Annotated in this window: 13 protein-coding genes; 7 read left to right on the top strand and 6 right to left on the bottom strand. The window is 61.6% G+C overall.

The features are described 5' to 3' along the window. The first annotated feature begins 74 nt into the window (after positions 1-74). The 3 genes from ABIG06_RS07115 to ABIG06_RS07105 all read left to right on the top strand — a co-directional run bounded on the left by ABIG06_RS07115 (position 75) and on the right by ABIG06_RS07105 (position 2,702). Positions 75-395 (top strand): polysaccharide biosynthesis protein, encoded by a 321-nt coding sequence (locus ABIG06_RS07115; protein WP_424578102.1) that lies wholly within the window; start codon positions 75-77, stop codon positions 393-395. Positions 396-502: 107 nt separating this feature from the next. Further along, entirely contained in the window at positions 503-1,264 is a 762-nt protein-coding gene (locus ABIG06_RS07110; protein WP_424578101.1) for an ABC transporter permease, read from the top strand. Further along, positions 1,254-2,702, top strand: a complete 1,449-nt coding sequence (locus ABIG06_RS07105) for an ABC transporter ATP-binding protein (protein ID WP_424578100.1) — start codon at positions 1,254-1,256, stop codon at positions 2,700-2,702. The genes ABIG06_RS07110 and ABIG06_RS07105 overlap by 11 nt, the downstream gene beginning before the upstream one ends. Positions 2,703-3,089: 387 nt before the next feature. Here the strand turns inward: ABIG06_RS07105 and ABIG06_RS07100 are convergent, their stop codons facing one another. Then, entirely contained in the window at positions 3,090-4,466 is a 1,377-nt protein-coding gene (locus ABIG06_RS07100) for an O-antigen ligase family protein (RefSeq protein ID WP_424578099.1), read from the bottom strand. 920 nt (positions 4,467-5,386) lie between these two features. On the opposite strand from ABIG06_RS07100, the gene ABIG06_RS07095 reads away from it, so the two are divergent. The 3 genes from ABIG06_RS07095 to ABIG06_RS07085 are packed head-to-tail and all read left to right on the top strand — an operon-like array spanning position 5,387 to position 7,666. Further along, on the top strand, positions 5,387-6,610 hold the full coding sequence (locus tag ABIG06_RS07095) for an acyltransferase family protein (RefSeq protein WP_424578098.1): 1,224 nt from the start codon (positions 5,387-5,389) through the stop codon (positions 6,608-6,610). Next, complete coding sequence (locus tag ABIG06_RS07090; protein ID WP_424578097.1) at positions 6,607-6,759, top strand: hypothetical protein; 153 nt, start codon at positions 6,607-6,609, stop codon at positions 6,757-6,759. The genes ABIG06_RS07095 and ABIG06_RS07090 overlap by 4 nt, the downstream gene beginning before the upstream one ends. Then, on the top strand, positions 6,731-7,666 hold the full coding sequence (locus ABIG06_RS07085; RefSeq protein WP_424578096.1) for an acyltransferase family protein: 936 nt from the start codon (positions 6,731-6,733) through the stop codon (positions 7,664-7,666). Before ABIG06_RS07090 ends, ABIG06_RS07085 begins: the two co-directional genes overlap by 29 nt. Before the next feature lie 690 nt (positions 7,667-8,356). Here the strand turns inward: ABIG06_RS07085 and ABIG06_RS07080 are convergent. Beyond that, positions 8,357-9,394: a thermonuclease family protein gene (locus tag ABIG06_RS07080; protein WP_370135560.1), complete on the bottom strand. Its 1,038-nt coding sequence runs from the start codon at positions 9,392-9,394 to the stop codon at positions 8,357-8,359. A 201-nt stretch (positions 9,395-9,595) separates the two neighbouring features. After that, positions 9,596-10,045 carry a hypothetical protein gene (locus ABIG06_RS07075; RefSeq protein WP_370135558.1) on the bottom strand — a complete coding sequence of 150 codons (450 nt, stop codon included), beginning with the start codon at positions 10,043-10,045 and terminating at the stop codon, positions 9,596-9,598. Positions 10,046-10,374: 329 nt separating this feature from the next. Between ABIG06_RS07075 and ABIG06_RS07070 the strand changes: the two genes are divergently transcribed. After that, positions 10,375-13,431, top strand: a complete 3,057-nt coding sequence (locus ABIG06_RS07070) for an ATP-binding protein (protein WP_370135555.1) — start codon at positions 10,375-10,377, stop codon at positions 13,429-13,431. Positions 13,432-13,571: 140 nt separating this feature from the next. Here ABIG06_RS07070 and ABIG06_RS07065 read toward each other — a convergent pair whose 3' ends face one another. Genes ABIG06_RS07065 through ABIG06_RS07055 form a run of 3 tightly spaced genes read right to left on the bottom strand, consistent with a single transcriptional unit; the run spans position 13,572 to position 18,525 of the window. Next, positions 13,572-14,684, bottom strand: coding sequence for an ABC transporter permease (locus tag ABIG06_RS07065; RefSeq protein ID WP_124159327.1), 1,113 nt, complete (start codon positions 14,682-14,684; stop codon positions 13,572-13,574). A 2-nt stretch (positions 14,685-14,686) separates the two neighbouring features. Beyond that, on the bottom strand, positions 14,687-17,461 hold the full coding sequence (rbbA, locus tag ABIG06_RS07060) for a ribosome-associated ATPase/putative transporter RbbA (protein WP_370135553.1): 2,775 nt from the start codon (positions 17,459-17,461) through the stop codon (positions 14,687-14,689). After that, complete coding sequence (locus ABIG06_RS07055) at positions 17,458-18,525, bottom strand: HlyD family secretion protein (RefSeq protein ID WP_424578095.1); 1,068 nt, start codon at positions 18,523-18,525, stop codon at positions 17,458-17,460. The genes rbbA and ABIG06_RS07055 overlap by 4 nt, the downstream gene beginning before the upstream one ends. Positions 18,526-18,668: the final 143 nt, after the last annotated feature.

The raw sequence follows: 18,668 nt of genomic DNA, 5'->3' as shown, positions 1-18,668 counted from the left end.
CAGATCGAAACTGAGGCAGGTACGCGCCGGTCGGGGATTTCCATGCAGAAGGTTCTCGGGATTGGAGTTCCGGGATGCTCGGAAGCCCCACCTTCGTTCAGCGCGTCGTCATGTTGTCGACCGACAAGGCGGTATGTCCCATCAATGCCATGGGCATGAGCAATGCGCTGATGGAAAAGCTGATGGTTGCCAAAGCTTGCTCTCTGGCACTCGACACGGGCACGATCCTATACGCCACCCGCTACGGAAATGTCGCAGCCGTCAGCGGGTCCGTGATTTCGCGTTTCGTGACGCAAGCGAAGGCCGGCCGTCCGATCACGCTGACCGATCAGACTACACCTGCGAAAGCACAGAATTTCTGCTCGATGTCGACCGCGTGGAAAACGACCTTTTGAACCTGGATTTCATCCAGAACGAACTGTCCCGGGAAAACTGAACCTCAACAATGCGGCATCACCCAGCCTCGCTCGCCGAATTCGTCAAATCATTGGGACGCCACCGCGTGCTGATCTTTCGTCTCGCGGCGCGGGAATTCACGCAGCGGTTTCGCGGCAGCATGCTTGGCGCCACCTGGGCGGTGCTGATGCCGCTGTTTACGGCGGCGGTCTATACCTTCGTTTTCAGCAAGGTGTTCCAGGCGCGATGGCCAGGCGTGTCTGACGGACCGTTCGACTTCGCGGTCATCTGTCTGACCGGAATGGTGGTCCATACGATATTCGCCGAGGCAGTGGCGCGCGCTCCTGCGCTTGTGCTTGGAAACGCAAGCTACGTCACAAAGGTGGTGTTCCCGCTCGAGATATTGCCGGTCGTTACCGCCCTTACGGCGCTCGTGAACGCAGGCATCGGCATCGCCATCGTCCTCATCGGCAACCTCCTCCTGAACGGAAAGATCTATTTCACGGTTCTGATGCTGCCGCTTGTGATTGCTCCTTATCTGCTGTTTGTGATCGGCTTGGTGTTCTTCTTTGCAGCCGCGGGGGTCTATCTGCGTGACCTTTCCCAACTTGTGTCCTTGCTCATCACCGTGACGTTGTTCCTGACGCCGATCTTCTTTCCGATCGAGGCCATTCCAGAATCGTTCAGACGCGCCATCCTACTCAATCCACTCACCTTCGTGGTGCAACAAGCGCGCGACGTCACGATTTTCGGCCGGTGGCCGGATTTCGTCGGACTTACGATTTACAGTGTGGCGGCGCTTCTAGCGCTTGCGTGCGGGTTTTGGGTTTTTCAGAGGTTACGAAACGGATTCGCCGATGTCCTCTGACCCGGCCATTTTGGCCAAAGGCCTGTCGAAGGCCTATCTAATCTATTCCCAGCCAACGGATCGTCTGCTGCAGGGCGTAGTGCCGCGCCTGCAACGGTTCGTTCGCCCGATGGCGCGCTGCTTCGGCGCTGAACTCGGCGAGAAAACCTATTTCAGCCGCCACTGGGCATTGCAGGAGCTTGATTTCAGAGTAGCCCGCGGAGAGACGGTAGGCGTGATCGGCCGCAACGGATCGGGCAAGTCGACGCTGTTGCAATTAGTATGCGGCACCTTGACTCCGACGACCGGTGACGTTCAGGTCAAAGGAAGGGTCGCGGCGCTGTTGGAGCTGGGGTCGGGTTTCAATCCGGAATATACGGGTCGCGAGAACGTGATTCTGAATGCCTCGGTGCTCGGACTGTCCCAGGAGGAGACTAGGGCACGAATGGACGACATAGTCGCCTTCGCAGATATCGGCGACTTCGTCGACCAGCCGGTCAAGACATATTCCAGCGGCATGGCGATGCGGTTGGCGTTCGCCGTGATCGCCCATGTCGACGCCAATATTCTTATCATCGATGAGGCGCTGGCGGTCGGTGACGCCTATTTCCAGCAAAAATGCCTACGCTGGCTGCGACAATTCCGAGAGACCGGCACGGTTCTGTTTTGCGGTCACGACACCGGCGCCGTGATGAGTCTCTGCCAGCGCGCCCTCTGGCTCGACAAAGGACGACTGCAAATGGAGGGCACTGCCAAGGATGTCTGTGAGGCATATGCCGCGGCGATCCAGGCCCAGGCGATGGGTTTGCCGGAAAATGTTGTTCGATTGGCGCGCCCCCGCCCTCGTCAAGTCGCGGCCAGTCAGAACCAAACCTCCGACAAGGGGGCAGGGTCCTTGGCAATGCCTCCTGCTAAGGAAGGCGAGGCCAGGAGGCCTCGGCCGCCGGCACCACAGGCGGAGCCGCCTATCTTCGACGTCCGCGAGGAGAGCAGCTCTTTCGGCAGCGGGCTTGCCGAAATTGTCGAAACAACGATGACGGCTCCGGACGGCACGCCACTGTCCTGGATCGAGGGCGGCGAGGCAATCGCGATAACCATTCGGATCAAGATCGCCGCGGAAATGGAAAGTCCCATCGTCGGCTTTCATGTCAAAGATCGCCTCGGCCAACCATTGTTCGGGGACAACACATTTTTGAGCTATGCCGACCAAGGATTGGTTTTCCGGCAAGGACAGCAGGTCGCGGCCCGCTTCGTGTTCGTTCTCCCTAACCTCGCATCCGGACGCTACTCCGTGACGACGGCCATCGCCTCCGGCACTCTCGACGTCCATGTGCAGCACCATTGGCTACACGACGCGCTGCTGTTCGACGTGCACTCGCGGCACCGTAACGGCGTTATGGTCGCGATACCTATGCAAGAAATGGAACTCAAGATAATCGAGACAAATCTGCGCGATTGAGTAGTCTATGAGCGCGCCTCGAAACGGACGCGGCTGACGCAACCTGACGCTTCCCTTAGCTGCTCACTCGTTAGAAAAATTTCCGCGCTTCAATCGGCTTAGAGAGTCGCGAGTCCCGTCATCGCGCTGGCATACGAATTCTAGCCAAGTAAGAATCCGCTCCCGATCGGCGCCAGCAGAAGACACGCTGCTGTCGTTCGGTCGGGCCCGCTACTGAAATTGCTGGATGGCGCCAACATCTCGTGAACGTGGCCAACCTAAATCTGAAATTTCTGAAATCATGACTCGCGACAGCCCAATCTTAGCCGCGACGCCTTGTTGGATGTGCGCTGCGCGAGATGCGGTCGGCAAATCCGGATCGACGCAGATAAGCCAAGAACTCGCAACTCACTGCGCCTGAGTTGCCTGCGATCGGTCCGCGGTGTTGCGAAGAACCGGATTGCTGGTTTGAATACGTAACACTTCTCCGCCTGCTACTCCAACCGCCAGAACGTAGAGCCAGCCCTCGTACGTATCCATCAGATGAGAGTTGAAGACCGAGCTTGCGATATTTTGCGCTGTCGCCAGCATGCCGATCCAAGCGGCCGGGCCGCTGATGCGGAAGAGCCGTAGATGGGCTATCCACATTGCCCAAAGAATTATGATTCCGATGCTGCCCCACTGGACGGCAGCGGCAAGCGTCTGATTATGAGGATTTCTGACAACAACGGCCGATACCCCTGCCTGGCCGATCGCATCTTGCTGGAAGAGACCTCGGATCGAACCGGTCCCATGGCCGATTAAGGGCGCCATTTCAAAAAAACGCAATGACTTGCGCCAAAATTCAAGTCTCATGGCTGCCGAAGGCTCGTTCACTCCTATTGGAGCATCCGGCTGCACAGCCAACTCCGCGAAAATCGTAGAGACTTTTCGATGGAGGTTTGGAGATATCTGCCATACCCCCCCGCAAATGATCGCCGCAACGATCAGTCCCGCAACGAGTTGCCTTCGATTTACGTACCGCACCATCAACAGAACCAACATGATGGGGATGTAAAAGAATGCAGTCCGAGCGACGTTGACGAAGGCTAGGTTAGCGAAGAATAGGCTAGCGGTCGCTCCGAGGGCCGCAGCTGAATAGCGGTTTTTTCGAGACGCGGCCTCGAACGCGAGACCTGCCAAGGCAATCGCAACGAACCCAAATCCCTGACTTTGGTCGATATAGTTTCTCACCGGAACGCCCGCGTAACCAACTTTTTCAACAATGGCCAACGAGGGCACTGCGTATGCTAGGAAGGAATACCCCAGCAAAATGACGTTCGATCCGATAAAGGCGACGAATATGCATGTCGCCCGTCTACTGTACTGGAAGTGCAGCAACAGGAGCGGGAGCAGCAGCAGCTTGATCATCTTGTCGAGAGCGCCGAGCCGCTCTGACCAAGGTACCCCGGTTGCCCAGGCGGTTCCGATGACTGCAAGCATTACGAGCGCAACCGGCAGGGCTCCGGCAGGCTGACTTACGGCTGTAAGCAACCGCTCCCTCCCGATCATCGGCCAAATGAGAAAGAGAATGGCGGTCCCAAGTATGCTGGTTGCCGTGGTCGACCAAGGCAATGCCGCCGCAAGGCCCAGCACCGCGACGTCAACGTTGCGACTTCGTAGAGCTTCCGCGCGGGCCAGCTCAGGACCGCTCCAGGTGGTACACGCGAGGCACGCTTCAGTCGCAAACCGGGATGTGGCGGTGTCGAGCTTGAGAGCTAGCAACGTGAGCATCGGAAGAAGCAAGTTCTGGTCCTAGATGGGAGCTGAGCGGCAGTTCGAAGTCCCCCCGCTGTTTGGTCGCTGATGACCTGCAGCCGGCGAAGTCTATGCCGGCAGTTCACTGCATATCAAAAATGAAAAGTGTAACCGGCAACTGATAGTATCAAACGGCACTTAAACCAAACTAGGGTCTTCGAAGATTGAGTATGGGACGTTCAATGCGCAAGGTGGAGAAGCCGTACAACGGAAGCTGAACAATGTTGCGACTTTTGCGGCCGGCTTGGAGCAAGGAGAAGAATGAAGGGACAGGATGCAGAATCACCAAGTACTGCACTCATCCGAGGCGGCTGGTGCCCTCAAAACTCATGGGATCACCCCGGAAGGGGAAGCACATCGGTGCAATGGAATGCGCGGCGCAACAACAGAAATCCGGCGCATGATGCGTGCTACGGCAGCGGTCTCGTTGCGCATGCGCATCCTGCAAAGCAGCCATCGCAAGCGGGGACTCAGCCCCCCATTTTGGCTTGATGTCCTGCATTACGAGTTGCCCATCTTCATTCTTTAGCTCCACCAACAACGCAGGCGCCCATCTATCGGGGCGGTGAGGCTAGACTCGCGATGGCGTCTGGATCGAGCTTTTTTGTGTCCGACATGCAGTATTTGTGCGCTGTGTCGCGTTTGGCGCGGAAAAGATGATTGGCGATCCAAGGTTGCGGCGATCCTAGTGCTGCCGGCGATACGATCGTCGCACAACAGCCTTGCGGCAGCTCGCGTCATCGAACGCCGTATCCACACAGGAGTGACGGGTCGGCCCAGCACCCAGGTCGTCGGAATGCAAGTCTACGACAGCATCAGCGTCCCGGCGGCGACAGCTGAGATAAAAAGCGAGTCATTCTCGTGCGACATCCTTGACGAGTGTATCCGGTAGCGCTACCCCGGGTTGCATGAAGGCCGGTTGCCGCAATCTTGAGATCGAAGCGCTGCGAGCATTCGCGGTGCTCTTCGTCATTCTTGAGCATATCAACACGCTGCTGACATGGCGGCAGCGCAATTTCGAGCAATATTTCGACTTTTACGGCGGCGTCGATCTGTTCTTCTGCATCTCCGGTTTCGTGATCACCTCGGCTTTTGCCAGCGAGATGAGTGCCGCGATCGCCGCCAAACCGCGCAGCTATTGGCGAGCTGCGGTCCCGTTCTGGATCAGGCGCATCTTCCGGATCTGGCCGCTCTCGTGGACCGTGTTTCTGGTCACAGCGCTGCTGATGCTGCACCTCAACGACTGGAGCGATATCGTCCTGCGGGGCATGACCGGCGATTTGGCTGCGATAGTTCTCAACCTTCAGAACATCCATGTCGCAGCCTGCATTGATTCCACCAATCCCTACTGTGGCTCATTCTTCGGGATCTATTGGAGCCTGTCGCTGGAAGAGCAGTTCTACCTGGTTTTTCCATTTTTATTTTTGTTGCCGCGGCGCCTGATAATGCTCGGCCTAGTCGGCCTGGTCGTGGTGTTTGCCCTGCTTCCGAGAACGACACTGGTGTGGATGACGCGGCTCGACGCGATCGCGCTCGGTGTTCTGCTCGCACTATGCCGGCAACATTGGCTTTACGAACGACTCAGGCCGACAGCGCTTCGCAGCCCCGTGATGCGCACGGCGACGCTATCTTGCCTGCTGCTAGCCCTCTGCATTATCCCGGCGATGCATATCAAGTTTTTCCCGACGGTCGTCAGCGGTTTGGCGCTGGTCCTCGTGTTTCTCGCGTCCTACAGCGACGGATATCTGATCGGGCCGAGCTCCGTGCGTCGCGCGCTGGTCTGGATCGGCGAACGCTCGTTCGCTATGTACCTGCTCCACAACACGGTCTTCTGGCTGGTGGCTGCGCTATATCGCGGAGCTTTTCCAGGCTCTCCCGCCGGGCCCTCCGAGACGATACCGTTCCTCTTGGCCGCCACCATCCTGCTCGGCGTCACGGCTGATATCAGCTTCCGGTGCATTGAGACGCCGCTTCGACGGCTCGGCAAGCGGCTTGCGACGGCGGTCGGGACTCATCGCCGTCGACGGCGACAACCCGGCAAGCCGGCCGAACCGTCGATCACCGAAACGGAGCTTCCCGTTCGGCCAATTTCGGTTCGAGCCGCCAACCGCGATATCGCAGCTCGCACATGATTGGACGTAATCGTAGCCTGGACGGGCTTCGCGGCGTCGCGGTGCTCCTGACCTTCCTTGTGCACTATTGTGGGACCTACATGGCGACGTTCCGCGGCGCCAATCCCAATGTCGTGCCGCTTGCGCGGCTGGAGCGAGCCGTTCGATAAGGCGATGTACTGGCTATTTCATTCGCACCACGGCGTCTACATTTTCTTCGTGTTGAGCGGATTCCTGATTGCCAAGATCGCGAACCGCAGCGACTTCGCCTATCCGCAGTTCGTGCGAAACCGTCTGGTGCGGATTTATCCCGCCTTCCTGCTGACAATGGCGGTGTGCGTGTTGACTGGGCCGTTTCTTCACATTCCGTTTCCGAGCTGGGGCGATCTCGCCTTCAATCTCCTCTTCCTTAACGGCGTTCCAGCGCTGGGCGTAACCGGCGTCGTGTTCAACAACGTCACATGGTCCCTGTTCTATGAAATGGCCTTCTATCTCACCCTACCGCTTTTGCTGGCGAGCGGGCGCGCGCTCCGTGTACCGGCGCTCGCGACAACCGTTCTCGCCGGTGTGGTGATGGCCTACGGCCCAGGACTTGCCGGCATGTACTTCGAATTTTTCGTGTTCCTGTTTGCTGGCGCGGCGGTCGGCCTGTTGTCGCAGGCCAGCGTTCGCGGCATCGCGGCGACGTTCCCGGACGGGATCGTGGTGCTGCTCTATTGCATCCCGACCGGACTAATGACGGCGGGATATCTGACCACCTCACAGTTCGTCTGGCTGTTCGCCGGGGTGGGCATCTTGATGCTGTGCAAGGCTAGCGCCGGCGAGGGCTGGCTCGCCCGCTCTCTGTCATGGTCGCCACTGGTTGCGCTCGGACGGATATCCTATTCGTTCTACCTGCTGCATTCGGTGGCGCTGGCCGCGGTGTTTGCGCTGTGGTGGCGGCTTGCGAGTCCCCCGCTTGGGGATGTGTTCAATGTCGTGTATCTAGGCGTCCTCGGTTTTGCCGGCGCGGCGGCGTTACGTTGGGCCTCGTTCGTGCTAGCCGAGCGGTTCTACTTCCGAATGCGCGATCATTAACAATGGGCATTCCGCATCAGTCAGCTCAGTTGCCTACTGAATGGCGGAGAAGGGGCGCATAGCAGCCCGTTCAAAAAACCGCCATAAGCGATTTGAACTTTTTCACCGCCCGACGCCGCCGTTTCTGTGCTTTTTCGATCGCAGGCTACCTCGCATTCCTTGCTGTGGTGTCGTTCCGGCGGTAATCGGCGGCTATATCGTACTATAGAGGGGTATCGGCGGACTTTGGCGCGCCCGACGCGATTCGAACATTTAGCCTCCATCTTTCGGAAGAGGCGCACTATCCAGCTGAGCTACGGAGCATCCCTTCGATGGCTAGCGGACTTGGCCATCAACTAAGCAACCTCTGATCCGCGGGCATAGTGCTGGACTACCAGCTTCTTTCCTCTTGTTCGCTACTACTGTCCCAAAACTGTTTGCGCGGATGCTCGCTGAGTTTCTGCGGACATCGAGCGGTGCGCTCAAGTCACTGTTTTGCGGGTCTTTTACCGCCTCATTCTTAACAGAGTGTCCTTAATATCAGCCTTCAGAGGGTAATGGTCTAACTAAGCGGCCAAGCGTGGGATTGCCGCTTCCATCAATCGCAAGAATCGGGTGTTGCGTGTCCCCGCAACCAAATTTGGATTGACCGGATCCGAGACGAAAACGGCCCGCGTGACGCGGGCCATTTTTGTTTCGGAGCTGCTGTTCTCAAAACTCCCTAACCACTTTCCCATCCGCCCCGACCAGCGTCGACGGCGCTTCCCCGAACACCAGCCCCTCCGGCTGAAACTTGATCGTCTTCCCACCTTCGACGAACTCGGCAAAATTCCTTGGCGTCGCCGCGTGCACGCCGTTTTGCAGGAAGTCGCCGGTCTCGTAGCAGGTGTCGGGCTTGCCGCTGGCGCCTTCGCCCAGGAACGTCTGGAAGTTCTGGCTCGTCACCTTGGCCTTCTTGCGCGCGGACCAGTTGGTGTAGCGGCGGTAGAGTTTTGGCGGGATCACCGGGCCCTTGTCGGTCGCGAGTACGGCGGTGTCTCCGGCCTTGGGTTCGCGCAGGTCGAAGTCGAAGGGGCCGATCGTCTTCGCGAGATGCTTCCAGACCGGCAGCTTCCTGGTGCGCGCAATCTTGGCCAGCGCAAGGAAAGCCCTGATCTCGTCTTCGTTCATCGAGGAGTAGAACGTCGGATAGGCAAAGCCCTCCCCGACCAGCCAGTGGTTGATGTCGACCTTTTCGCCCGCGACCGTCACCTCGATGTCGCCGACCAGCCGGCCATAGGTGTCGAACACCTCGTTCGGCGCATCGACATGGGTGAACACCCGGCAGGCAAGCGTGGCTTCGCCGCTGCTGCTGAGGAAATCATGCAGCGCGTTGCTCGCGGTCGCGCCGAGGATTTGTCGGTAGGAATGCGTGACCTCGCGATAGGCCTGCGTCTTGGCATTCGTCAGCCCCTTCTTCTCGGCAGCCGAGAGCGGCGACGGCATATAGTGCAGCTCCGGTGCGTCGATGCCCTGGAGGCGAACGGTGAGCTTGCCGAGCTTGATCGGCGTGGTCGACGTGCGGCCCTTGACCTTGGCGCCCTCGAAGACGTGAGTCGGCTGGAACGGCGCAGAGCCGCTCTTGCGGAAGCGGACCGCGTCCGGCGCCATAATCACCAACACGTTGGTGGTATCGGCGTCCGACTGCCCGTCCGGCCAGAATTGGCCGACGTCGATGGTGCCTGCGACTTCCAGCAGTCCAACGGGCATCGGCCGCTCCTGTCGAACGCGCGCCACGCCGTCGGGCGACTCGCGCGCATAGCTGGCAGTAGCGGATCATCTTCGTGCGACAGGCCCGTGACCATATGTGAGACGGGTGGGACCACGTCACGGCGCCGGCGAACAAAACGCCCGCGTGCCTGGAGCGCGCGGGCGACGATGATCTTCGCCAACAGATTAGAATTTTTCCAATCACTCCCTATACGGACAGACCATCGTCAGCTTCAGCAGCGTCGGCTTGTCCGAGCCCTTCTTGTACTCCCATTCCAGCCGGATCTCGTGCCGGTGGGCATAGGCGTCGTTCGGCGCATGGACGATGATGTTGGTCTTCATCGGGATCGGCGGCTCTGAATTGAAGCATTTGCGGACGCAGGCATCGAGCAGATCGCATCGCGTCAGCGGGATCACGCCCGGCTCGTCCCTGGACAGCGGGATCGTGTTCGGCTGGGTGCTGAGGTCGAGACGAGCCCGGCCCTTCTCCTTGTGCCAGTATTTGGCGCTTCCCTGCGGCCACTTCGAGGCCGGCGTCAGGATCAGGTGGTACTGGCCGTATTCCAGGGTCGGCAGATCGATGTCGTCCGATGCCTTGAGCTTGGCGACACTCTTCTTCATGTTCGCCAACGGATAGTAATTGCTGTTCATCAAATTTCGGAATGAAGCCCCGTTGTAGGTTTTCGAGCCCATCGCCTTTTTCCTTCAATATGTCCTTGGCCTTGCGGAAATACATACAAATCGGCGGCGCCGGTCAGTCTAGCCGAACCGGGCGCCGCCGAAATATATGCCCCATCTTTGCTGGGATTTGCTCACGCTACCACTCAGGGTCGGATTTCGTCCAGATCGCCAACCGTGTTGTGCTCCGCTAACGTGAGGAGCGGGCCCGATTGCTAAGCGGTTCTCGATAGGTATTCTTGTCGAGAGACCGTTCGCGGATTCTGGTCGACAGAATGGCCGCGAACCCTTAGGGCGCAGGAATGCTTTGCTTCGCGTGTCAGTCGGCGATCAATCCGGGCGATAGCTGGTGCTCCAAATGCGGAGCCGCAGTACGTCAGCGGGTCGACCCCGACAGCGAACGTCGCTTTGTGACGATTCTTCGTGCCGACGTCATAGACTCCACCGGCCTCGTCGCCGATTTGGAGCCGGAGGAGGCTGTCTCGCGCCTCGAGCCGGCACTGGCGGCCATGAGGGCCGCCGTACGTCAGTTTGGCGGCATCGTCAGCAAGGAGCTGGGAGATGGACTGGCGGCCGTCTTCGGCGCCCCGATTGCCGACGACAACCACGCGCCTCTGGCGTGCCACGCAGCCATCGAGCTTGTCCGGCGTGTCAGCAGCCTCGGCGATCCCGGACTCCAGGTGAGGGTCGGCCTCCACTCCGGCCATGTCGTCGCCTACATGGTCGCCAGCGAGTTCTCCAAAGTCTACGAGATCGGGGGGGCCGCCCAGCATCTGGCTGCGCGGCTCGAGGCAGCGGCCGAGGCGAATCAGATCTTCGTCTCCGAAGCCTGCCAAAAGCTCGCGGACGGGCATGTCCGCTTTGAATTCCTCGGCCGGAAGGCGCTCCGTGGCTTTGGTGAGCCATTGCCTGTGTACCGGATCATGGGCGCGAGCGATCTTTCGAGCTGGCGGGTCCGGCGTGCCCGCAGTGTCTCCAGATTTGTCGATCGCACGACGGAGCGGGCCCTGTTGTGGCGGGCTGTGGAGCGGATATCTGCCAGCCGGCAGACGGTTCTGCTGATAGGCGACGCCGGCATTGGAAAGTCACGGCTGGCCCATGAGTTCGTGCAGGACCTTCGGACGGGAGGTTGGCGGCTGCTCGACACCGAGTGCAGTCCAAATCTTCAGGGAGCATCATTCAGCACCCTGAAGCGCGTCTTGCTGTCGCTCCTGGAAGCAGTGGCCAAAGATCCGGATCGTATGGAAGATCCCAGAGAGCGCCTGTCGGCGATCCATCGGTTGGCTATCGATTCAGTGTTGGATGTGCCCGTTTCCGACTCACGCTGGAGCGAATTGGAGCCTTACGCGCGAGGTCGCGCGATCTCCGAGGCAAGCTGCGCGGTTGTGGAGAGTATGGCCCGCCACAGGCGGACTGTCCTCCTCGTCGAGGACCTGCACTGGATCGATCGCGCCAGCGACGCCGTTATTGCCGCTATTGCGTCGCTGCAGGCGCCCAATCTGTTTGTGTTCCTCACCAGCCGGCCGAACGGAATGCCGGACTGGATTGCGCGTTGTCACGCCGAAGTGATCGCGATGCGTCCATTGGACGATGATTCAGGGAGGGCCATGCTGGCTGACATGCTCGGAGCTTCCTCGGCGGATGCCGATCTGAAGAACCGGATCATTTCCCACACCGCCAACGTTCCGTTGTTCATCGAGGAGGTTTGCCGCGGCCTGAAAGATGACGGTACACTCCGCGGCCAATGGGGCGATCTGGCTCTCGTTCGTCCCATTGATGAGCTAGGTATTCCTTCAAGCATCCAGGGGGTGATTGCGGCGCGCCTAGATCGCGTATCGAGACAGCAGCGCATGGTCTTGCAGGTCGCAGCCGCATTGGGGCCACGGTCGAGGGAAGCCGTGGTGCGAAGAGTCGCGGAACTGCCTGAAGACACCCTCCAGGACTGCCTCGCGTCGCTCGACCGCGCCGAGTTGCTTGTCAGGATCGATAGCGATCTCGAGAGCTCACTCGAGTTCAGGCACGAAATGGTCCGCCAGGTAACCTACGAGTCGATGGTCGAAAAGGTACGTGAGAGCGTACATGCGCGTGTTCTCTCGGCCTTCGAGAGCGACGAAACATGGCGAGATGATCCCGACACGCTTTGTTATCACGCCGTGCGCGCCAAGGACTGGCCGAAGGCGTTCAATTACGGAAGAAGCGCCGCACAGAAATGCTTGGTGCGATCGGCCTATGCCGACGCGGTCGACTACTTCCGGACCGCGATGAGTTCACTGGACAAGACGCCGTCGACAGATCTGCGGGAGACCAACGCCATCGATCTCCGGATGGAGGCGCGCATGGCATTCATTTGGTCCGGTCGGGTTGCCGAATGGATTGATCTGGGAAAGGAAGCCGACCAGCGGGCCAGCAAGATCGATGATGTCGGCAGGAAGGTTGCCGCCATGACGGTCATGGCGGGTGGCCAGAATTTTTACGGGACGCCTACCGAGGCTGTTCTCCTTGGCGAGGAAGTCGTCGGTCTTGCCGAGAAGTCTGGCAATCCGGGGTGGCGCAATCTTGCGCTGTACAATCTCGGACAGGCCTATTTTCTTGCGGGGCGTTATCGCGAGGCCGAGCAGACATTCGCACGAGGCCGCGCTCATCTCATGGGATCGGAAGCGATTGCGCCGTTTGGCACGCCGCCGAAATACACGCTCCTCCTCTGCTGCATGATGAAGAGCTTCACCCACACCGTCATGGGCGAGCTCGATGCCGCCGAGCAGCTCCAGCGACAGGCCTCCGCGATCGCCGAGGAGACCGGCCGCCCCTATGACCGCGTCGCCGCCGCCTATAGCGGCGGCTGGCTGAAGCTCGGGCAGAACGATCCGGCGGCGGCCGCCGCCATTCTCGAAGAGGGTTTTGTCCTCGCGCAGAAGCACGGCATCCGGCTGTTCGTGCCGGTGCTGGCCTGCCATCTCGGCATCGCCTATCTCGAGCAGGGCCTGTTCGACCGGGCGCGCGGCATGCTGACGGAGGCGCGCGAGGAGGCGAGGGCGGTCGGCTACACCTCGGCGGTGCTGCGCAGCTCGATCTATCTGGCGCTCGCCACCCACCGCCTCGGCGATGTCAGGGCCGCGCAGAACATGCTTCGCGAGGCGCGCAACACCGCCCGCCAGCAGGGGTTTTCGGGCCTCGAGGCCGAGGCCCTGTTCGGCGAAGCCGTCGTGACCCCGCCATCGGACGCGGCGAACAAGGCCGCCATCGTCGTCGCTCTGCGCGCTGCCATCGCCATCGCTTCCGAACGCGGCGCGCTGCCGCTAAAGCAGAAAGCTGAGGCGATGCTGAACGAGATGCTCGCCCGGGACGATCGGCTCAGCTGAGCCTGCTCCCGGTCAGAGTAGCGATAGCACCGCCGCTGGCAGGACCTTGCCCGACGCCTCAGAGAAATCCTCGCTAAAGCAAAGGGGTCGCTACTGTGCATGGGGTTGTTTTCGCGGACTTGACGTGAAGCCCTCGCGCCTCACGCCAGGAACGCGCGAAACCGCCGCAGTGCGATCACGAAGAAGACGCTGCCGATCACGGCGAGCGCGAGGAGCTGTGGCCACACCGCCTCCAGGCCCGCGCCGCGGAACAGGATCGCCTGCGCCAGCATCACGAAGTGCGTGTTGGGCGCCGCCAGCATGATATCCTGGACGAATTGCGGCATGCTCTCCCGCGGCGTCATGCTGCCGGAGAGCGTCTGCAGCGGCAGCAGGATCATGATCAGCAGCAGTCCGAACTGCGGCATCGACCCGGCGACGGTGGCGAGGAAAATGCCCATGCTGGTGGTGGCAAAAAGCTGCAGCGCCGCGCCGACGAGGAACAGCGCCAGCGAGCCGTCGATCGTCACCGCCAGCCATCCCTTGACGACGACGGCAATCGACAGCGCCGAGGCGATCAGCACCACGGCTCCCATCGACCAGACCTTGCTCACCATGATCTCCAGGGGCGTGACCGGCATCACCAGGAGGTGCTCGATCGTGCCGTGCTCGCGCTCCCGGATCAGCGCCGCCCCGGTCAGGATGATCGAGAGCATGGTGATCGAAGTGATGACGTGATCGATGGCGCCGAACCACGACTTTTTCAGTTCCGGGTTGAACCGCGCCCGCAGCGCCAGCTCGATCGGCACGGTCTGGACACCGCGTGTGCGCGCCAGGAATTCGGCAATTTCCGCGCTGACGATCTGCTCGATATAGCCGCCGCCGTTGAATGCCTGCGAGATGCGCGTCGCATCGATGTTGAGCTGGATCGTGGGCGATTTGCGCGCCAGCAGGTCGCGCTGGAAGTCGGGCGGGACGTCCAGCGCGAAAGTGTCGAGGCCGGCATCCATCCTGCGGTCCATCTCGTATTGCGAGATCAGGCGCGGTTCGGAGAAATAGGGCGGGGTGAACGCCATCCCGATCCGGGTCGAGACCGGCGAACGGTCTTCGTCGACGATGGCGATCGCGGCGTGGTTCAGGGTTTCCGGCAGCGCCTTTGCGCCGGCATAAACCGCCAGCGTGAACGAATAGACGATCAGCACGAGCAGCATGGGGTCGCGTACAAGGCCGCGCAATTCCTTGATGCCGAGCTGAAACACGTTGTCGAGGCGCATGGTCAGCGGGCCTGTTTCTTCAGCAGCATCGTGCCGGCGATCACCAGAACGGGAACCATGATGGCGAGCGCCAGGAGATCGTTGTGGAGGGTGTCGAACCCCAGAGCTTTGGAGAACGTGCCGCGCGAGATCGTGACGAAATAGGTGGTGGGATAGAGCCGGCCGATCAGGGCGCCAAATCCCTGCAGCGACGAAACCGGATCGATCAGCCCGGAATACTGGATGGCCGGGATCAGCGTGATCAGGACAGTGCCGAACAGGGCCGCGATCTGGCTGTTCATGAAGGCCGAGATCACCAGCCCCATGCCGGTCGTGGCCGTGACGTAGAGCAGCGCGGCCAGCGCGTAGGTCGGAAAGCTTCCGGTGAAAGGTACGCGGAAGACGGCAAGGGCAAAGCCGACGAGAAGGAGGAAGTTTCCGAATGCCAGCACGACATAGGGCAGCTGCGTGCCGAGCAGGAACTCCAGCCGCGTCACCGGTGTGACGTAAAAATTGACGATTGAGCCGAGCTCCTTCTCGCGCACGACCGCGAGCGCTGCGAGCACCGCAGGGATCATGATCAGCAGCAGCGGAATGATGCCAGGCGCCATGGCGACGACGCTCCGGACGTCCGGGTTGTAGCGGTAACGCAGCGCGAGCTGATAGGACCCGGCGATCGCCGCCTCGCCATAGAGCTCGCGGCCCTTCTGCGCGAGCCAGGTCGCGTGGATCGCCTGCGCGTAGGAGCGCAGCGTCTCGGCCCGCGTCGGGTTGGCGCCGTCGACCCAGGCGCCGATCTCGACATGGCGGCCACGGCTGACGTCGCGGCCGAAGCCGGGGGGCAGCTCGATCGCGAGGCCGATCTCGCCGGCGCGCATGCGGCGGTCGAGGTCGGCGTAATCGGTGATCGGGGCCTTCTCGGTGAAATAGCGCGAGCCCGCGATCTGGAGGCTGTAGTCGCGGCTGATCGCGGTGTCGTCGCGGTCGAGCACGGCGAAGGTCAGGTTCTCGACGTCCATGCTGATGCCGTAGCCGAGCACGAACAGCAGCAGCACGCTGCCGAGGATCGCGAGCGTGGCGCGGATCGGATCGCGCCGCAGCTCGAGCGTCTCGCGCCGGGAATAGGCGAGCATGCGCGTCGGATTGAACGTGGCGCTGTGCCGACGGACCGTTGTTGGGCCTGCAGGTGCGGGCGGCAGCGAGCCGACCGCCGGCTGACCGGCCGGCTCCGTCGTGTCCGCGATCGCCTCCTCCAGCCAGGCGATGAAGGCCTGCTCGAGCGTGGCGGTGCCGCGCGCGGCCACGATGGCGGCCGGCGTATCCGACGTCAGCACCTTGCCGGCGTGCATCAGCGAGATCCGATCGCAGCGCTCGGCCTCGTTCATGAAATGGGTCGAGACGAAGATGGTGACGTTGTCCTTGCGGGAGAGCTCGGCCAGGATCTGCCAGAAGCGGTCGCGGGCGACAGGATCGACGCCGGAGGTCGGCTCGTCGAGGATGAGGATGTCGGGCGCATGGATCATGGCGACCGCGAGCGACAACCGCTGCCGCAGCCCGAGCGGCAGGCCATCGGGCAGGGCGTCGACGACATCGGCAAGATCGAACCGGGCGATCATCTCGTCGATGCGCGCGGCGACGGTGTCCGCCGGCAGCTCGAACAGTCGCGCATGCAGATCGAGATTCTGCGCGACCGTGAGCTCGGAATAGAGTGAGAAGCCCTGCGACATGTAGCCGATGCGCCGCCGCACCGACATGTCGCCGGCATCGATCGTGTTGCCGAACAGCCGCGCGGTGCCTTCGCTCACGGGCAGGAGGCCGGTGAGCATCTTCATCGTCGTGGTCTTGCCGCAGCCGTTGGAGCCGAGAAAGCCGAAGATCTCGCCCTTCCTGATGCGGAAGCTGACGTCGTCGACGGCGACGAAACCATCGAACCGCCGCGTCAGGTGGTCGGCTTCGATCGCGATCTCCTCGTGGTTCTCGTCGCGCGGCGGGATGATGACATTGGTATGGTTGCTGCGCTCGGCCTCGGGCAGAAGACGGATGAAGGCGTCATCGAGCGTATCGGCGCCGGTCTGCCGCTTGAGTTCGGCGGGCGTGCCGGTCGCCAGCGCGCGGCCGGCATTCATCGCGATCAGGAAATCAAACTGCGCAGCCTCTTCCATGTAGGCGGTCGAGACGATCACGCTCATGCCGGGTCGGCTGCTGCGGATCGCGCTGATCAATTCCCAGAACTGGCGCCGCGACAGCGGATCCACCCCGGTGGTCGGCTCGTCCAGGATCAACAGCTCGGGATCGTGGATCAGCGCGCAGCACAGGCCGACCTTCTGTTTCATGCCGCCGGAGAGTTTTGCCGCCGGCCGGTCGGCAAAGGGCGTCAGCCCCGTGTCGCGCAGCAGGCCGGCGATCCGCCTGTTCCGCTCCGCCTTGTCGTGTCCGAACAGGCGACCGAAGAAGTCGATGTTCTCGAACACCGACAATGTCGGATACAGATTTTTGCCGAGGCCCTGCGGCATATAGGCGATGTCGGGGCACACGGTGCGGCGGTGGCGCGCGCTCGCCATGTCGCCGCCGAGCACGTCGATACGCCCCTCCTGGATCGCGCGCGCGCCCGCGATCAGGGCGAGTAGGCTCGATTTGCCGACGCCGTCGGGGCCGATGATGCCGACCATGCAGCCGGACGGCAGGTCGAGCGTGATGGACTCGAGCGCCCGGGTCTTGCCGTAGCTCAGGCCCACACCTTCCAGATGCACCACGCTGCCGACGGCAGCCGGTGCTTCGGCTGCGGCAGTCGTGCTCATCTCGTCAACTTGATCTTGAGGTTGTCGGGCCATTGCGCCGCCGGATCGAGCTGCACATAGGCCATGCCGGGAAGGCCGGTCTTCACCTGCTCGATGTGCTGGCGCAACAGATCGGGCGCGATATGCGCCTTGATGCGGAACATCAGCTTTTGGCGTTCCTCCTCGGTCTCGACGGTCTTGGGCGTGAATTGCGCGACGTCGGCGACGAAGGTGGCCTTGGCGGGAATCACATATTTCGGGATGGCGTCAAGGACGAGGCGGACCTCGGCGCCGATCGCGACGCGGCCGGCATCGGCCGTCGGCAGGAAGAATGTCATGTAGACGTCGCCGAGATCGACCATGTTGAGGACGCGGCCGCCGGCAGCGAGCACTTCGCCGGGTTGCGACACGCGATACTGCACGCGGCCGTCGCGCGGCGCCTTCAGCACGCTGTCGTTGAGGTCGGCGTTGATGCTCTCGATCGCGGCCTTTGCCGCGTCGACCGCTGCGCCGGCATCGATCACCAGGGCGCGGGAGGAACTGATCGCGGCTTCCGATGCCGCGACCTGGGCCTGGGAAGCGGCCAGCGCCGCTTTCGCCGTGGCGTTGGCGGAACGGTCGTCGTCCAGGACCTGCTGGGATACCGCACTCGTCTTGATCAATTGTTCGGACCGGTCGAGCTTGCGGCTCGTGGTGTCGAGCTGGGCGATGCGCTGGTCGACCACGGCCTCCGCAGCCCTGCGTTCGGCCTCGCGCTGGTTCACCAGGCTCTTCGCGGTTTCGACATTGATCGTTGCGCGCTGGAGCTGCGCTTCGGCCTGGCGGCGCTGGGCTTGCAGCTGCTCGGTGTCCATGCGTGCCAAAACCTGGCCCGCGCTGACGAAGTCGCCTTCGTTGACCAGGATCTCGCGGATCCGTCCCGGGGTCTTGGTGGCGATGTCGATCTCGACTGCCTCGATGCGGCCGTTGCCGCGGGCGAAACCCGGTGGCAGCGCGTCGGCATCACGGTGCTGCCAATAATAATAACCGCCGCCCGCGAGCAGGATGGCGAGGGCTGCGACGACGCGACCCGGTGTGAAGTTCATCTGTGCACAACGCCGTGCGGGGGCGCCCACTGTTGAGATACGAACGCCCGGCCGCGGATCGCGCGGAAAGGGCAGGCTCAACATTGCAGGGAATTTTGCACCGCAACTTGATGCAGATCAGTCAGCGGCGCGAGGCGTCCTGC

Source organism: Bradyrhizobium sp. USDA 326, from assembly GCF_049739485.1.
Classification (GTDB): domain Bacteria; phylum Pseudomonadota; class Alphaproteobacteria; order Rhizobiales; family Xanthobacteraceae; genus Bradyrhizobium.
The sequence above is the reverse complement of the archived record's forward strand: the minus strand, read 5'-3'. Positions and strand labels throughout refer to the sequence as shown.

What these genes read in the sequence shown, in the direction of transcription:
- ABIG06_RS07115 (WP_424578102.1), top strand. Translation starts at nt 75, where the DNA reads ATGCTCGGAAGCCCCACCTTCGTTCAGCGCGTCGTCATGTTGTCGACC.
- ABIG06_RS07105 (WP_424578100.1), top strand. Translation starts at nt 1,254, where the DNA reads ATGTCCTCTGACCCGGCCATTTTGGCCAAAGGCCTGTCGAAGGCCTAT.
- ABIG06_RS07095 (WP_424578098.1), top strand. Translation starts at nt 5,387, where the DNA reads ATGAAGGCCGGTTGCCGCAATCTTGAGATCGAAGCGCTGCGAGCATTC.
- ABIG06_RS07090 (WP_424578097.1), top strand. Translation starts at nt 6,607, where the DNA reads ATGATTGGACGTAATCGTAGCCTGGACGGGCTTCGCGGCGTCGCGGTG.
- ABIG06_RS07080 (WP_370135560.1), bottom strand. Translation starts at nt 9,394, where the DNA reads ATGCCCGTTGGACTGCTGGAAGTCGCAGGCACCATCGACGTCGGCCAA.
- ABIG06_RS07075 (WP_370135558.1), bottom strand. Translation starts at nt 10,045, where the DNA reads ATGAACAGCAATTACTATCCGTTGGCGAACATGAAGAAGAGTGTCGCC.
- ABIG06_RS07070 (WP_370135555.1), top strand. Translation starts at nt 10,375, where the DNA reads ATGCTTTGCTTCGCGTGTCAGTCGGCGATCAATCCGGGCGATAGCTGG.
- ABIG06_RS07065 (WP_124159327.1), bottom strand. Translation starts at nt 14,684, where the DNA reads ATGCGCCTCGACAACGTGTTTCAGCTCGGCATCAAGGAATTGCGCGGC.
- rbbA (WP_370135553.1), bottom strand. Translation starts at nt 17,461, where the DNA reads ATGAGCACGACTGCCGCAGCCGAAGCACCGGCTGCCGTCGGCAGCGTG.
- ABIG06_RS07055 (WP_424578095.1), bottom strand. Translation starts at nt 18,525, where the DNA reads ATGAACTTCACACCGGGTCGCGTCGTCGCAGCCCTCGCCATCCTGCTC.